The sequence below is a fragment of the Cohnella cholangitidis genome, from assembly GCF_014107495.1.
GTDB lineage: Bacteria > Bacillota > Bacilli > Paenibacillales > Paenibacillaceae > Cohnella > Cohnella cholangitidis.
In genome coordinates, this window is sequence record NZ_CP041969.1 from 1,812,483 (window position 1) to 1,829,563 (window position 17,081).

Genomic DNA, 17,081 nt, shown 5'->3' on the forward strand with positions numbered 1-17,081 from the left:
CACAATAAAGCCATGTCGCGAACCGTTTCGATCCGGTCCATTTTGTTAACGGCAATCCTGTTTCTCATGATCTTTCCGCTTGTCGTCATCACTTTCATAACTTACCAGAAGCAAAACGATCTCTTCCAAAATCAAGCCAGCCAATTCGTACAGCAATCCGTCGCACAAACCAAAAGCACGTTGGATACAAACCTGAACGAGATCGATCGGCTCACCTGGTCGCTGCTTTATCAGCAATCGCTCGAATTTATCGCCGCTCCGCTGGATACAACCTATCAGCTCAACGAAGCAAACCGCAAATTCAAAGAGAAGGTGTATTCCGATTTATTCAGCGGGAAGCTGAACCATATTCGAACGATCTCCTTTGTGACTCCCGACAGCTACGTGCTGTCTACGGACAGTTCCCTGGCTCATTATGACCAGTTGGATCGGAAAAATTACAACTATATCGTCAACCAGTTCAACGAGGAGCCGCTAAAGATGCATTGGCTCAACAACTCGCAAGCGATCTATCAATCCAAAGCGGGGTTCAACACCCCCGTTCATGCTTCCGTGACGGCGGCGCGTAGAATCGTCGACAGCAATACCGCCGAGCTGAGAGGCTATCTATTCATCCAGCTAAACGACCTCTTTCTGGATGAGTATCTTCGCGGCGTTCGGATCGGATCGACAGGCTCCCTTCAAATTACGGATCATTTCGGCGAAGTCATCTACAGCCAGCAATCCGATCTGTTTAACAACCCCAAAATTACGTCGGCGATTCAAGAACTTCCCTCCTTCGGCAGCGGAACGATCACCGTAGATGGCAAATGGCTTCTATCCTATGACACTTCGGCGGTCAGTAATTGGAAGTTAACTGCCGTCGTTCCTCTGAATGAAGTGCTCGGACCTAATCAGCAAATCCTCAAGGTGCTATTGATTATGTCCGGCCTTGGAGCGATCGTCTCTTTCGTTGTCGCCCTCCTATTCACGGCGGTTCTTTCGAAGCCGGTCATCGGTTTGGCTAAAGTCATGTCGGTCGCTTCCATTGACAATTTAAACGTAAGAGAACAAATGAGCTCAATTAGGGAAATCAGTATTTTACAACGCAATTTCAATCGGTTGGTGGACCGGACGCAACAGTTGCTTATCGAGAATGAAAACGCGCAGAAGCAAAAAGGCGACGCTCAATTGAAAACGCTGCAAATGCAAATACAACCGCATTTTTTATACAACACGTTGGATACGATCTACTGGATGTCGAAAAAGCATGGCGCCGAGCCGATCAGCAAGCTGGTCACCGCGCTCGGAAAATTTTTCAGATTTACGTTGAACTCGAGCTTGGAGCGCGTGTCCTTGGAACGGGAAGTGGAGCATGTCGAGAACTATTTGCGAATTCTCGCTTTCCGATACAGGGATAAACTAGACTATCGAATCACGATGGAGCCGGAGCTGAACGACGTCTGGACGATGCCGCTCATTTTGCAGCCGATCGTCGAGAACGCGATCGAGCACGGCATAGCCAGGTTAAAGACTGGCGGTCATATCAACTTGGATATTTACCGATCCGGTCATGAAGTGCTGATCGATATCGTCAACGACGGAGACGATACCGATCTAAGCCGCATGAAACAATTGCTGGAGGATGAAAAGCAAAGCGATCATGTCGGGCTTCGAAACGTTCATCAAAGAATTCAACTCTCGTTCGGCGAAGCGTTCGGCATACGATTAATCGATCGCGTCAACGGCAGAACCTTGGTCAGGCTTTGCATTCCTCTCAGCAGGGAATCGGATTGAGATCGCGGAACAGGAGGCTGTATACGTACATGAATCGTCTTGGATTTAGAAGCTTGCTGCTCATCACGATATCCCTTCTCGTCCTCTGGACGCTGAGCGGAATCGCCTTGCTGGACAAAATCAAACTGAGCGAACCGGTGAACAACGTGGAAGAGCCTATTATTCGCGTATTGATCCGCACCGGAACAGAGTCGTCCGCGCTTCGCAAAATCGCCGAACCGTTTACGAAGTCCAGCGGCATAAAAGTCGAGTTCGTCGAGCTAGGGCGCGACAACTTCTTTACCGCATTAGGCACTCAACTATTCGCGGGATCGGAGGCATTCGACGTTATGTTCATGCCGAACACTTCGATCGCCCAATTCGCGTCCGCGAATGCGATATTACCGCTCGATCCCTTTATCGAAAATCCGGAATTAACCGACCTGGAATCCTTCAATCTGGACGATTTCCTGGCGATCTACCGGTATCGGAACGCCATCTATGCCCTGCCGACCGATATTAGCACGCACTTTTTATTTTACCGCAGCGATCTCATTTCCCGTCCACCGGATACTTGGGATGAATTTTACGAGGTAGCGGAGCGTTTCACGAGTTCCATCACGCCCGGCTCTCCGACCAGATGGGGAGCGACGATGCCCGCGGTTGTTCCCGAGGAGCGATCGAAGATTTTCGCTTCCTTGCTCTGGTCCTTTGGGGGAGACGGCATGCAGGAAGATACCGGCCAAGTGATGCTCGATCTCCAGCCTTCGATACGCGCCGGCGAGTTCTTGGCGAAAATGATTCAAAACAAAGTCATTCCCGTTGATCTCCTGTCCTGGGATTTCGCAAGAACGCGCGACGCTTTGCTTAGCGGCGAGGTTGCGATGGCCGCGCCGTACTGGAACGCTTCATACAAGGATATCTTGCAATCGACTAGCCGCTACAAGGATTCCATCCGAATCGCTCTCATTCCTGGCATTAAAGGCGAAGACGGCAATATTCGCCGGGCGACCTTCGAGCATAGTTGGACGCTTGCCATCAATGCCAATTCGGCGAATCCGGCCGATGCGTGGAAATTTCTCGAATTCGCGACAGGAGAGGTCGGCGGCAAGATCTATGTTGAAGCCGGAGGCATCCCTGCAAGACGCTCCATTCTCGGAGACGAACGCTACCGGGAAAGCCGGCCCGACTTCGGCTTGCTGCTCGAAAGCCTACGGACCGCGCGCAACGAGCCCTATGTCCCTTACTATAACGCCCTGGTAGAAATCGAAGAACGCGCGCTCGCCAAAATCATTACGCTTCATTCCGAGCCGGAACTGGCTTTCCGCACAGCCGCCGATGAACTGCGGCATCTGTACCAGTCGATCCAGATCAATAACGCCAAACAATCCAAACATAACCCGAAAAACAGCGAGTGAACCGATCATCCAATAGAATCATAAGGGGGATAACGCATGAAAACGCCTTGCCGTGCAGCAATAATAGACGATGAATCATGGATTCGCGAAGGATTAAGCGAACATATCAATTGGGAACGGATCGGCATCGAGCTTGTAGGCAGCTTCGAGGACGGACGCGAAGCGCTGCAAGAAATTAAAAACAACCCGATCGACATTATTATGACGGACATTCGAATGCCGAATATGACGGGGCTGGAGTTTCTGGCCGAGCTCAGGAAAATCGAAATGGATCATCCGGATACGCCCTCCACCAAAGTGGTCATCATGAGCGGATTCGACGATTTCAAATACGCCCAGGAAGCGATACGGCTTGGGGCCTCCGATTATTTACTTAAGCCGACGGACGTCGAGGACACCGAAGAAATTCTGCTCAAGCTTAAAGCCCGCTGCCAGGACGAGAGGAACGCCCGCTTAAAGCTTCCGAAATTGCCGAAGCCTGCGGACGGGATCGACGAAAACGCCTCTTTTCTGGTCAAGAATGCGATAAAGCTCATGAACGAGAAATTCACCGAGGACCTGCACCTGGTGCAAATTGCCGAGGAACTGTACATTACGCCGAATTATCTAAGCCGAATTTTCAAACAGGAAACGGGCAAGTCTTTCAGCGACTATTTGTCTGCCAAGCGGATTGAGAAATCATGCGAGCTGTTGACCAAAAGCACTTTGAAGATCTATCAGATCGGGGAAGCCGTCGGTTATCCGAACCCCCGTTACTTCAGCGAATGGTTTCAAAAGCAGACCGGGATGTCGCCCGGCGAATATCGCAAATATCATAGCTAACCATCGTCCAGCCTTGCGGGGAGCAATCCTTGCAAGGCTGGATTTCTGTGTAAAATAACGGAACAAAAGATAGGATCGCCACATATTAAACCCGATTGTAAGCGTTTATCATATTAAACGTAAAGCGATTACAAAACCTTGTTCTGAAAGGGGAAGTCAAGTGAAACGGAAATTAGGCATGATACTTTCCACATTGTCGGTTGCTGGCATGGCGTTAACGGGATGTGGAGACAACAACGGTCCTGCGGCATCAAAGGGCAGCGAGGGAAGCGCCTCTCCTTCTCCATCCGCCAAATCGGAGCAATCCGTTGACCAAAAGGTCGAAATCTTCAGTTGGTGGACGGGAGCAGGCGAGGAAGCCGGCTTGAATGGCTTGATCGGGTTATTCTCGGATAAGCATTCGGACATTGAAGTCATTAACGCCGCCGTTGCGGGCGGAGCGGGAACGAACGCCAAGGCCGTGCTCGCGAGCCGCATGCAGGGCGGAGATCCGCCGGATGCCTTCCAGGTACATGGCGGTGCCGAGCTGAATACCGGTTGGGTGGCAGCGGATAAAGTAATCGATCTGAACGATTTGTTCGCGGAAGAGGGCTGGAACGAGAAGTTCCCTAAGGAATTGATCGACCTCGTCAGCAAAGACGGCAAAGCCTACTCCGTACCGGTCAATATCCATCGCGGCAACGTGATCTTCTACAACAAAAAAATATTCGACGACAATAACCTTCAGGCGCCTAAGACATTCGACGAGTTCTTCGCTGTCGCCGACGCTTTGAAAGCAAAAGGCATTACGCCGCTTGCGCTGGGCGATAAAGAGCCCTGGACGGCAACGATGCTGCTCGAAAACATTATAATGGGCGAGCTGGGCGCCGACGACTACAAAAAACTGTGGACCGGCGAAGTGAAATTCGACGATGCGCGGATAACTTCTTCTTTCGAAAAATTCAAAAAGATGCTGACTTACGCGAACGACGATCATGCGGCGCGCAACTGGCAAGACGCTTCCCAACTCGTCGCCGAGGGCAAAGCGGCAATGACGAACATGGGCGACTGGGCTAAAGGCTACTTCACAACGGATTTGAAGCTCGTTGCGAACGAGGATTTCGGCTGGATCGAAACGCCCAACACCGGCGACAGCTTCATGGTTATCACAGATACGTTCGCCATTCCGAAGGGTGCTAAAGACCAGCAAGCCGCTCGCGAATTTTTGAAGGTGCTTGGCTCCGTCGAAGGTCAAGACGTGTTCAATCCGCTGAAAGGATCGATTCCCGCTCGGATCGACGCAGACAAATCCAAATACGATTCTTACGGACAAGAAACGATCGACGACTTCAAAGTAAGCAAGCTCGCTCCAAGCTTAGCGCATGGTTCCGCAGCGCCGGAAGGCTTTGCAACGCAAGCGAATCAAGTCGTAAATATTTTCGTAACGAACGGCGATGTGGATCAAGCTCAGAAAGCGCTCGTATCCGCCGCGCAATCGAGTGGAATCGGCAACTAATCGACGGGATCTCTAAACAGAACATAAAACGGGGTCAGATGCGATCTGGCATCTGGCCCTGTTTTTTTCGGGAGTGACGCTTATGACTTCTTCGGTCGGAGAGATCGGTGCAAGCAAAAAGAAGAAAAACCGGGAGCTGTTGCTTCCCATACTGATGCTGTTGCCCTCTATTGCTGCGATTGCCATATTTATTTATGGATTTATCGCCAAGACCGGCTATACTTCCTTTACGGATTGGAATACCCTTGTCCAAACCGATAACTTTATCGGCTTCGACAATTATCGATTTTTATTTTCAGATTTCCGCTTTCAATCGGATTTAAGAAATACATTGGTGTTCACGATCCTCTTTATTGCCGCCACGATGATGATCGGTTTATTCTTGGCACTCATGATCGACCGCAAAGTTCGCGGGGAATCGTTCTTTCGCAATGTGTTCATCTTTCCGATGGCGGTATCCTTTATCGTCACAGGCGTTATCTGGCAGTGGCTGCTTAATCCGACTACCGGATTCAACCTGATCCTGAGAAACATCGGCTTTGACTCGGTGCCTAAATGGTATACAAGCACGGAAATCTATCTCGGATTACCCATCGGACAGATCAAATTCGGTATTCCGATTGCAATAATCGCAGTGGCGATCGCGACTGTATGGCAAATGTCCGGCTTTGCAATGGCGATGTATCTTGCAGGCTTGCGCGCGGTTCCCGACGATTTACGCGAAGCGGCCAGAGTCGACGGCGCCAAGGAAAGCCAAATTTTCTTCAAGGTCATCCTGCCTCAGTTGACGCCGATCACGATGAGCTTGATCATTATTCTCGCCCATATCTCCTTGAAAATATTTGATTTGGTGTATGCGATGACGGGACCTGGAGCGATGTTTGTTACCGACGTGCCCGGGGTGTATATGTTCGAAACGACATTTCGCGGCAACCATTATGCGCAAGGCGCCGGAATCGCCATGGTCATGCTTGCGTTCATCTCTCTGCTCATTATCCCGTATCTGTTTTCCAGTCTTAGAAAGGGGGATAAGTAAATGAGAGGTGAACGCGTAAAACGTACGCTGCTCTATCTGCTCCTTTGCGCATTAGCCGTTTTATTTCTGATTCCGATCTATGTCGTCGTCCTGACTAGCGTAAAAGGATTGGATTCCATCACGCTGGAGAAAATGTGGGATTGGCCCACGAAATTCGATTTCTCGGGGTACAAAATCGCCTTCGAGAAGCTGGCGCCCAACTTGGCCAACAGCTTCTTGCTCGTTATTCCCGCTACTTTGCTGTCGGCGTTCCTCGGATCGATGAACGGCTACATTTTATCCAAGTGGACATTTAAAGGCTCCAATATGCTCTTTGCCCTCATGCTGTTCGGCATGTTCATCCCGTACCAGAGCATATTGATTCCGCTCATTCAGTTCATGCAGAGCATCAACCTGTACAATTCGCTTGCGGGACTCATTCTGGTTCACGTTGTTTACGGTTTGCCGATCTGTACGCTTATGTTCCGGAATTTCTACGTCGGCATTCCAACCGAGTTGCTCGAAGCGGCCAAAATCGACGGGAACGGATTCTTCGGCATCTATCGCCATGTCATCGTTCCCTTGTCCGTCACCGGATTCGTTGTCGTCGGCATATGGCAATTCACGAATATTTGGAACGAGTTTCTGTTCGCGGTTACCCTCACGACGCAGAAGCAGCAGCCGATCATGGTGGCGCTGCAAAATCTGTCGGGCAGCCAAATCGTGCAGTGGAACGTTCAGATGGCAGGCGCCCTTCTCGCTGCGCTTCCGACGCTGCTCGTCTACATCTTCCTGAGCCGTTACTTCATTCGCGGCTTGCTAGCAGGATCGATTAAAGGCTGAGCCGAAAGAACAGGGAATCACCTTTGTAGCTGGCATCTTCCAAGTAAGCAGACTTATCGCCCTTTCACTTCCCGACAGGAAGCTGGAAGGGCGTTATTTGTTTATCGATTGAATTTATAAGGGGGATATATCTCCCTCTTCCCTCATCGATTTCTCTCAATAAACGGTTAATAACGCATCGCCAAAGCCGTCAGAGAAAATGTCATGTTTAACGGATTGCCGGCAGACAAAGTCCGGACTTTCGCATCATCAATCGTTTCCGCTCCGAGCGCATGAAAGACGTGCTTGAAGCGATCTTCACCTCCGTACTTCAATTGCTCGTTCAAGGAAGTCATCGCTGGAAGTGAAGAGGGCTATGCGTTATTGGTGAAACGCATGATCGAACCGGAGAACGTGTTTTGGACAAGAAGAATAACCCGGGATTCCAGCGTTTTCTGCTTCGGGGTTTACCGAAAGTCAGCCTTGAGGTCGGATGGCTTTCCCTTGTCCATAATTTGCTCAAGAAAGCTGTGGTGAACCGCAATCGAGAAAAGGCGACTCAGGGATAACCTCCCTGGTCGCCATTTCTTCATTTCATGCCGCTAAGAACTATCTGTTATACAAGTTGTAAATGATAACCGCTACTTCTGCCCTTGTTGCTGTTCCCTTCGGATTTATGGAATTGCCGCTGCCTTTAATAATTCCTGCCTTGATTAAAGCTGCCACATCATTGAACGCATAACGGCTTATTTGCGCCGAGTCAGAATAGCCTTTCAGTTCTGAAGTCTGTTCCAAAGGTTTACCGGCTATATTCATTGCTTTTGCTGCAAGAACCATCATGTCTTCCCTTGTAATCTTTCCTTTTGGATTGAAATTGTTGTTGCCAACCCCCGTTGTCATTCCAAGGGTTTTGGCTATGGCCAGAGCTTCTGCATAATATGCGCTTGAGCTTACATCTGCAAAGTTGCCTTGCGTTTGTACGGATAACCCAAGAGCCTTCACAAGCAATAGTACGAAGTCTGCCCGCGTAATATCGGCAGAAGGATTGAAGGTTGTTGCAGAAGTGCCGCTTATCACCCCTTTAGAGGCCATTACTTCTATTGCTTTTCTTGCCCATGAATGTTGGCCAATGTCGCTAAAGCTCTTCTTAGCATATGCCACCGCATACTTGCCAAGGTGTGTTGTTGTAAAGGTCACCTTACCCGTTGCGGAATCATATTGGCCAGTGGGTACCGCCACTGCCTTTCCTGCTTCATCCATGTACCATACGACGATAAACTCTGGGTCGGCAAGCTCAGCTGCTGTAGGCGTATACGGTAATTCCACGGTCACAGGCGCTTTAGATCTGCTCTGTGTGATCCTGGTGCCGTTTATACTTACATAGAGCTCTACTACAGGTCTCTTTCCTATTTGTGACTTTACTGCCGAATCAACCTCGTTTACGTCTGCTTTTGCTATAACGAGGCTTACAACCTGGGCCCCTGCTACATCAATTGAGGTGAGCATGTTTCCAGTTACGGATACCTTACCGAGTTCAGTTACGATTTCGATCTTCTTGGTTGCATCTCCTGACGTCAGAGCTGTCGTCGGCAAGACCGATGCATATGCACGGGCTTCTTCAGCCTTAGGTACAATAATGATTACTGTATTAGAGGCTTCGAGAGCTTTGGTCAACGTATCTGCATCAAGAGTAGTTGTTGCTACGCCTGCTGTATTCACTACAGGTGCAGGCGCCTGAAGGGTAACCGGTCCATCTCCTGTCGGCGTTGTTGTCGGTTGCGTTACGGATGAACCACCTCCGCTAGGATCGCTTCCTCCACTAGGATCGCTTCCTCCGCTAGGATCGCTTCCTCCATTGCTTTGTCCGCTTCTTCTGACGGTTACAATACACGTTGCTACTCTACCGCCGTCTTCTGTCATTACGTTTATTATGGCTGTTCCTACTGCCACAGCGGTTACCTTGCCGTTACTGTCGACAGTTGCAACCTTGGTGTTGCTGCTTGACCATGTTACATTCTTGTTTACTGCTGTGGATGGCGTTACGGTAGCCGTCAATTGTCCGCTTATTCCTACAGTCAGATTCAATGTGCTCTTGTCAAGCGTTACTCCACTTACTTTCTTGGAGGCTTCCACCAATTCTTCATACTGTATTTCTGCAGCTACCAATCCTTCATAATTATCCACTAATGCTTTCTGGTCATCAGTCAGATGATTATAAGCTTCCCGTGCAGCGTCGATCTCTCCCTTGCTATTCAAGGAAACCATGCCGATTGCATTTATCAATGCCTTTACAGTTTCCACTTCTGGATCAACTACTCTTATGACCTGTTCATACACCAGCTGCGGATTAGCAACGCTGACTGCTCTTACGACTGCGGTTCCTATGCTGATTGCTTTTATTAAACCTTCGTTGGTTACGAGGAGTACGCGTTCATCGCTGGAGGACCAGTGAATGTTCTTTATTGATGCATTATCAGGGTAACCGAAGCGTCAAACTGGGCGGTTGTCCCTTTATCGATAATGGCTACGCCGCCTCGCACCTCAAGACTGGAAACCGGTATGGGAGCACCAATGTAATCCGTTACCGTGACTTCAGCGGTGTCATAAACAGCTTCCGAAACCGTTGAGTAGGCCTTAATGAAGGTCGACCCCGTTGTTATCCCCGTAACAACGCCTTTATTGGATACCGTCGCTATTTCAGGGTTTAGACTGACGAATTCAACGCTCCCCTCATTCACATAAGGCGGATTTGTAATGATCGCAGCCGTTTTCTTATGGTTCCTTAACACAGAAAGCTTATCTGAAGCAAACTGAATGGAACTAACCGTTGTTTGCGCCAAACTTCCATAGACCTCGAACTCATATAAAGAATATCCATAAGTGGAACCGCGCTTAATGCCTTGCATCCGAACGTATCTTCCCTCTAACGGCTCGTCAAGCACATATCTCTTCCATCCGGGAGCACCGTTTCTTTCAATGACTGCAGTAGTAACCGTACTCCCGCTGTCATCCAGCACCTGAATATCGTACTCTTTACCGTAAGCGGACTCCCATAGCAAATTAATCTGATGGATTTTGCTTGTAGCGCCTAAGTCAATGGTATACCACTGGCTATCTGTTCTCGCAGACGCCCAGCGCGTTGAGGTATCCCCATCTATCGCAGCTTTAGGAACGCCATTAGTAGAGTCATTGCCACTTGTTGTTGCTGTTTTTCCCAGTGCAAGATTTTGAAGTACAACTCCGTCTACCCCTCTTTGAGGCTGAAACGAGAGAACGCGGAACTCATAGATCGAATAGGCCGCAGTAGCTTTCGTACCGCTCAATCTGACATATCGGTATTTTTGTACTTCGTCAAATTCAATCCAGACCTTACCGCCACTGCCGTTCGTCTCCGTATAAAGAGTGGTCCAGGCGTTGCCATCCATAGAGCCTTCAACCGCATACTCGGTTGCATATTGCTGCCAGTTCAGTTCGATTGCTCCAAATCCTTTAGGTGATCCCAAATCGACCTGCAGCCATTGAACATTTCCTACGCTGGACTCCCAACGGGAAAGAGCATCGCCATCAATGGCTTTATTCGCAGAGTACACGCCATTGACAGAGCTTGCAGTGATATTTGCGTTCAGTGCAAGGTTTTGTGAAGTACGGACAATCATATTTGCCCTTACATCTGCATCGGTTCCAAGGACCGTAGCTGTAAGAACCGCAGTTCCGAGCGCCCTAGCCTGCAGTGTCCCCGTTGAATTGTTCACAGTAGCAATGTCCTTGTCTGAGATCGTATATTCTATTTCACCTGTCGCATTCATCGGTGCTAGTTTGACTGCCGGGGCCAAATCATACTTCATCACCGCTTCATGCTGTTTATCCCTAAAGCGAATTTTTTGTACGCGTGCAATGTCATGGACGTATGACAATGATAGGTCGGCAATAGCAATTGAATCGGCTTCCCCGCTTATTGTAAGCAGTAGATAGTTCGTACCCTCCTCTAATTCAGGAATGCTGTAAACCACTTTATGATAGTCCCCGAAATCATCGCCGGCAGTCTCTTGACCGGAAGCAACGGGCATAAAGCTTTCCCCGTCTTTGGAGGACATAACCGATAGGGTACCGCCATTTTCTTTGGCAATAAAAGCTGTAAGCTTGGCGTTTCTTATATTGGTATAACTATAGAGCATGGTTGCATTCTCGGAACCGCTTTTAATCAGAATATCCTTATCGCCGCCGAATTTAACGCCGTCTCCCGTCCTATAAGCGGCATCGCCTTCTACCTCATAGGTTCTGGAATCATCCAGCATCGTATCCATGACCACACGGTCAGAGGTCCAGGCATAATTTATTGCCAGCTTTGAGAGCTGCGGCGCCCAAATCTTGGTGTTGTTGGAGACGCCAATCTTGATATACTTTATGGAGTTATCCAATTCGGCTGAATTGGTATAGACAACTTTACTCCACTTATCTTTGACTACGGTTCCGTTTTTGGCTGCCGGAATGGGAAACCAGTTCTCGTTATCTGTTGAACCGTAAAACTGAAGAATGGTATTATCCCCTGCACTAGCTAAACCGTAATCATAGGTCGTCAGCTCAAAGCTTTTGGGTGATGGAACATAATAGGTGATATATTCCTCTCGCCTTGGATTCGTCTTATCCGCGTCATTTCTCTTAATCCGAGTGACATCTCCATCATAATAAGTGCTCGCATTGGAAGCGTCGGTTGCCCATCCTCCGGAATAACTGACTGTCTTGGAGAAATCTTCGAATTCCTCGATCAAAGAACGCGTATTGCCGATGCTATAGGATTTTTCTTGCGATAAGCCGCCTTCCCCTGAGTCATTAATCGCTTTAACCGCAAAATAATAAGTCGTATTGGCATTTAATCCTTTGATCTTCGCCGTGTTTCCGGAAGTCACGAAGGATTCCGAATAACTTCCGCTTTCCGTGCCATAAACCAGCTTATAACCCGTTGCTCGCGAGGCTTTGGCAAATTCAAGACTTAAGGTGTTATCGCTTAATGCCATGTTTGTAATGGAGGTTTCTCCAGGCACCTCAAGTTCTTTGAAGGCGAACTCAGCTTCGATCGGATTCCCGAAAGACTGATTGACATCCAGCTCAAACCTAATGGACGGAGAAGTTTGAATCACTTTAATCCGGCTGTCTTTGGAAATAACCCCGACGGCCGCCCGGTTAATATCCACGGTAATTGTGCCCGAATTTTTCTTAGTCGGATCTGACAGGGCAAAGCTGAGTTTATTGTCGTCTTCTTTAATCATAATTGAAGAGGCTCTATCAACAGACAGATAATCCTTTACCCCTATTGCATCAATGGATTGATCGCCATCCTGCCAGAAATTCACGCCGAGGGTATGGAGCGTTTTCTCATATACGGCGTGTACATCATTATCCTGGCGGATGATTTCAATATCGCTGGAGTCTGCGTAGTTTTCAACCTGCGCTGCGGTCGTTCCCGGCAATAGAACGTAGGCATAGCTTTCATTCACCGGCTTTGAGCCATGATCAATCCACATCGTAAGGTAATTGGCTGATTGCACATTTTCATCTACGTTATAAGAGCCCAAATCCGTCCATTTTCCTGTACGGGTTTTACGGACTGCGCCGATCTTGGTTTCTTTCGGAAAATAAACGCCGATATTGGATCCTTTAGCGTTCCCTTCTATTAATGCCCACTTGGCATTATCGATTTTACCGTTCCATCCAAGCTCGTTCGACTGTTTTTCTCCATTTATAATTAGAGCATTATCGCCCGTAATATAATGGTTGTCGATCGTGGTTTCAACATTGTTATTATGCGTGGAAGTAATCCCCGTTCCTACGGCTACGACCTCGTCATCGAACATAAACCACGATTTTTTTGCGCTTACTTTTGTGGCGCCGGATGAAATCTCAAGACCGGCAGTGCTGTAAGTTTCATCTAGAGTTGTGCTTCCTGCAAAGGAGTTTGCATTTGTATGGCTGCCCACGGAAATCCCGTTAACGGCAGTTACACCAGATAGTCGATACCAATCAAGCGTTGGTTTTTGATAAGTATATTGTCCGATATCAGGCGTATAAATATAAGTCTGTCCAAGGCCCGTGTACCAGCCTTTTGTATTACTGTCGCCTTGCTCGAAGGTTGTTATATCGTTGCTGTACATGGAAAGACCGAAAGTGAAGTTGTCCGTAGTATGAACCGTTCTTGAGCCTTTGCCAAAGGTATAGCTTTTTCCTGCATTTGATACGGGTTCGATTGAATCATCCTTAAGGATTTCCAATGTTTTAGAGAGATTGTATACGGGGAACATATACCAGGCCACGCCGGCACCCTCATTTAAAGTACGTATGGCGTTTTCATTATTCAGCCATTCCTTAATCATTCCCTTAAGCCTCTTCCCCTCTTCCTCGGGCACCGATTCGGAGTATAGCAGAACATCAAGGCTGATGGTGATGCCGGCATAGGCATCGGTCGTATCTGTGCGGGTGATTTCACGTCCCCTGACCATATCCATGAAGACACCCTTATACATGAAAGGCACATAGCTTTTTTCTACAATTGTGCTCATATTATCTCTTTCGGGACCGGTAATTTCCCATGGAGAGCTATCAAGCATATAAATGAAATGACTAATATCAGAAAATGCTTCTTTACCGTAGCCGCCATTATAAACCACATTTCCGTGCTGCATAAATGTACCGTCTTTGTAATAGCCGTCACCGCTTGTCACATAACCCATATAGGAAGGTACATCGTTCTGTACATAGGCAAGGATTGAGCTGTCTTTAAGAAGAATACCCGAATACAGGCGGACACGATCTCTCCACAAAGCATTTGCGCCAACATACATATAAGCGGCTCCTCCGGTTTTGATTGCACCCTGAAGAGCAGTTGTTACATAAGTCTGGATCTGTTCTGCTGTCAGATAATCATACATAAGCAGAACTGTCTCGCTAAAATAAATCGGGCTCCCGATTTCCCAAGTAAACCAGTTCCCATAAGAATTCGTTTCTACTCCGATCTTAAAATGATTTTTATAAATATAATCCATTCCTCGCAGTATCTCGCTTTTCAATCTTTCATTCTGATAAAGCTCGCAGCCTTTGGTCTGAAAGGCCAATGCCATAAACTTAAGGCCTCGAATCGTAAACTGAGTATTATTGGAATCGCTATATGCAGAACCGCGATTGCCAAGCATATACTCCGCCCAAAGGTAATCATTGTTTCCCCAATCCGGTGTCGGACTCGGATTGATCCTGTCAAGAAGATCCTGCGCCACATGATTTATCGCTTGAAGCAGCCCTTGCATATTCGGGTCATTAGGATCATAATCCCCGCCCATGGCCAAGTACTGCCATTTCTCCCGCAGCTTATCGAACTCATCAACCGTTTTCCCCGCTGCGAAACTAGTCATACTGTTCAAAATCATGGTCAGCATCATTACAAGAGCCAGAACAATACTCACTATACGTTTTTGCTTCATGACGATTCTCCCCCTTAAAGTAATGTTTCCTTCTGTGCTTCACGAATCGAAACGCATGGACAGTCAATGCCGCCGCAGCCCGACAACACCAAGCCGATCCCGGCCGGTGTCGATTGGTTTTGCCCTGCTCAGCATTTGTGTAACCGCTTTCCAAATCTCATTCTATCGAAGCGTAGAGGCGAGCGCTAGCGGGGTGAATCTATCTTTTATTCCGATTTTTCGCCCAATCGTCCCCTGTTCCGCGCGTCGTTATGCCCCTGTCGTTTCGTATCGGAAAACGTCGCATGAAAAAAAGCCTCCCGGCGCTTGCGCTTGGCAAGCGGAGCAGACTTTTCGAACAGACATAATGTCTGAAGCGCTTATTACTTGCGCCCATTTTCCAACGTCGCTTGATCCAGCATGGATTTCCAATCCGCGAAATTCGTGTCCCTCGCGACATGCCGATCAAAAAGCTCGTCGGGAATGTTAGCTATATCTTCTTGGACCCGTACTTGAAAGTTACCTTTCTCCAGAAACTCTGCAAAACTCTTAGAGTTAGAATGCTTATTCATGAAAGCTTCATTAAACAATTCGTCTAACGAAATATGATTCGGATCTTTTTGGATCGTTTTCTGTCCTTGCAATTCCAATAACAGGTCGTCAAACGACATCGGTTTCTGCTTTTTCAAAAGTAAACCACCTCAAGTTTCTGTTTTATCGATTCCATTCTTTCCGTTGTTCCTCTTACCTAGCTCTTCCACGGCAGCTAACCGCTCTCCAGATTGTACCATTATTCTAACCAGTCAAACCGCCTTTATCCTTTATCATTATGTAGCATAATGTATGCTTCGTAAATAAAAGAAGAAACCCTGCCTCCTAATACGAGGCAGATTTAAGTCGAATAGGTTTTATTTCGTCAATACGACTTCGGAAATCCATTATGAACGAACAAGAACAAATATAAAAGCAATTAGCGCCGGTAGACCTTGAGTAAATAGAATGGATCTTTTCGCCGACAAGCCGCCGTAAACCGCGGCTACTAGCACGCAGATAAGAAAGAACAATTGAATCTGACGTCCGAACGCAGGATCGGGATGCACAAGTCCCCATATCAGACCTGCCGCTAGAAAACCATTGTAAAGTCCCTGATTCGCTGCCAAAGATTTTGTTTCTTCGGCAAAAGGCTTGGTTGTTCCGAAAATTCGCATCGCCCGCGGCTTGGTCCATAGAAACATCTCCAGAATCAGGATGTACACATGTTCCAAGGCAACGACCGCTACAAGGATAGCGCTGATCAAGATCATTGGGCTTCACTACTCCATCTTCAAAATTTCGATTAGAAATAAGACAAGGGTTATCCCCTAAGCAGTTTTTCTACCGCGTTAAGGATAACCCTTGTTGGTTAAATTTACAATCGGTTCAATTTGACGATCTATATAAGCAACGCTGCTTTTCGCCTACGCCAGCCGCACAGGATCAATTCTCAGCGTTTTTGGGTGGATATCGAATTTATTTTTTTTGTCGACGGCTATCCGCGTTGAAGCTCCTTCTCCTCACTCGCCACAAATCCGTAACAACTTGCCCATTGTGCATATTTGCCCATTGGGCAATAATATAATTATGAAAAGAGGTGGGCGCTTAAGCGTGATATGATGAACAATCAAAGCCTACGCCATATGAAGAGGGAAGCAACCGCGACTGCGCTTGCCGATGCAGCGTATGCACTAGCTCTGGAGAAGGGGATGGACGGCTTCGTCGTCGAGGATATCGTGCAGCACGCCGGCTACTCCAGAAGAACGTTCGCGAACCACTATTCCTGCAAGGAGGAAGCGGTAGCGTCTGCGGCCATCGTCTTTCACGGTGCCGAAGAAGTCGAGAATTGGATTGGAAGTCTTAACGAGAATATGCCTCCGCTGGATATCTTGTACCATTTAATGAAACTGCAACTAACCGCAGAACATCTCGGGAAATTGCAACAGCTCATGTCGCTGTCGAAGGAGTATCCGACGCTTAAGCCCTATATCCTCAGCGCGTTGCGTCGTTTGCAAATAACGGCACAAGAGACGTTAAGCGAGTTATCCCATGGTCGATATCCCCCGGGGTACACCCATCTTCTCGTTGGCGCCGTTTACGGCGCGATGCTGCCTTTGCTTGACGGCAGCCTGGACGTTCCGTTGCCAGTTCAATCCTCCGCGGAAGATTCGAAAACCGATACGTTCGATCATTATTTGGACACTATGTTCGGCTACTTGCGCAACGGATTCTAACTCGCGTAATTTACACATGCAAAGGAGAAACGTTAACGT

11 protein-coding genes and 3 pseudogenes are annotated in these 17,081 nt (G+C 48.0%); 9 read left to right on the forward strand and 5 right to left on the reverse strand.

The features are described from left to right. The first annotated feature begins 12 nt into the window (after positions 1–12). The 8 genes and pseudogenes from FPL14_RS08825 to FPL14_RS30935 all read left to right on the forward strand — a co-directional run. Positions 13–1,776, forward strand: a complete 1,764-nt coding sequence (locus FPL14_RS08825) for a sensor histidine kinase (RefSeq protein ID WP_182302634.1) — start codon at positions 13–15, stop codon at positions 1,774–1,776. Positions 1,777–1,805: 29 nt separating this feature from the next. Then, a complete protein-coding gene (locus tag FPL14_RS08830; protein ID WP_182302635.1) occupies positions 1,806–3,173 on the forward strand; it encodes an ABC transporter substrate-binding protein in 1,368 nt (455 codons plus the stop codon). 36 nt (positions 3,174–3,209) lie between these two features. After that, complete coding sequence (locus FPL14_RS08835) at positions 3,210–3,995, forward strand: response regulator transcription factor (RefSeq protein WP_182302636.1); 786 nt, start codon at positions 3,210–3,212, stop codon at positions 3,993–3,995. A gap of 160 nt (positions 3,996–4,155) precedes the next feature. Next, the gene (locus tag FPL14_RS08840; protein ID WP_407644650.1) at positions 4,156–5,490 is read left to right on the forward strand and encodes an ABC transporter substrate-binding protein; all 1,335 of its coding nucleotides are present in this window, start codon (positions 4,156–4,158) and stop codon (positions 5,488–5,490) included. Between the two features lie 82 nt (positions 5,491–5,572). Beyond that, a complete protein-coding gene (locus FPL14_RS08845; protein WP_182302637.1) occupies positions 5,573–6,526 on the forward strand; it encodes a carbohydrate ABC transporter permease in 954 nt (317 codons plus the stop codon). Then, a complete protein-coding gene (locus FPL14_RS08850; protein ID WP_182302638.1) occupies positions 6,527–7,348 on the forward strand; it encodes a carbohydrate ABC transporter permease in 822 nt (273 codons plus the stop codon). Positions 7,349–7,522: 174 nt separating this feature from the next. Then, a pseudogene (locus FPL14_RS30930) lies at positions 7,523–7,674 on the forward strand (transposase); the annotation flags it as partial. A gap of 16 nt (positions 7,675–7,690) precedes the next feature. Then, a pseudogene (locus FPL14_RS30935) lies at positions 7,691–7,896 on the forward strand (transposase); the annotation flags it as partial. 40 nt (positions 7,897–7,936) lie between these two features. Here the strand turns inward: FPL14_RS30935 and FPL14_RS08860 are convergent. The 5 genes and pseudogenes from FPL14_RS08860 to FPL14_RS08875 form a co-directional block, all read right to left on the reverse strand. Further along, on the reverse strand, positions 7,937–9,628 hold the full coding sequence (locus tag FPL14_RS08860) for an S-layer homology domain-containing protein (RefSeq protein ID WP_182302640.1): 1,692 nt from the start codon (positions 9,626–9,628) through the stop codon (positions 7,937–7,939). A 105-nt stretch (positions 9,629–9,733) separates the two neighbouring features. Then, positions 9,734–9,790, reverse strand: a pseudogene (locus FPL14_RS30725) (hypothetical protein); the annotation flags it as partial. Continuing rightward, positions 9,787–14,796: a polysaccharide lyase family 8 super-sandwich domain-containing protein gene (locus FPL14_RS08865; RefSeq protein ID WP_182302641.1), complete on the reverse strand. Its 5,010-nt coding sequence runs from the start codon at positions 14,794–14,796 to the stop codon at positions 9,787–9,789. The pseudogene FPL14_RS30725 and the gene FPL14_RS08865, both read right to left, overlap by 4 nt. Positions 14,797–15,158: 362 nt before the next feature. Continuing rightward, the gene (locus tag FPL14_RS08870) at positions 15,159–15,446 is read right to left on the reverse strand and encodes a hypothetical protein (RefSeq protein WP_182303919.1); all 288 of its coding nucleotides are present in this window, start codon (positions 15,444–15,446) and stop codon (positions 15,159–15,161) included. A 267-nt stretch (positions 15,447–15,713) separates the two neighbouring features. Further along, complete coding sequence (locus FPL14_RS08875; protein ID WP_182302642.1) at positions 15,714–16,079, reverse strand: DUF1304 domain-containing protein; 366 nt, start codon at positions 16,077–16,079, stop codon at positions 15,714–15,716. A gap of 345 nt (positions 16,080–16,424) precedes the next feature. On the opposite strand from FPL14_RS08875, the gene FPL14_RS08880 reads away from it, so the two are divergent. Beyond that, the gene (locus FPL14_RS08880; RefSeq protein WP_229263849.1) at positions 16,425–17,042 is read left to right on the forward strand and encodes a TetR/AcrR family transcriptional regulator; all 618 of its coding nucleotides are present in this window, start codon (positions 16,425–16,427) and stop codon (positions 17,040–17,042) included. The last annotated feature ends 39 nt before the right edge of the window (positions 17,043–17,081 follow it).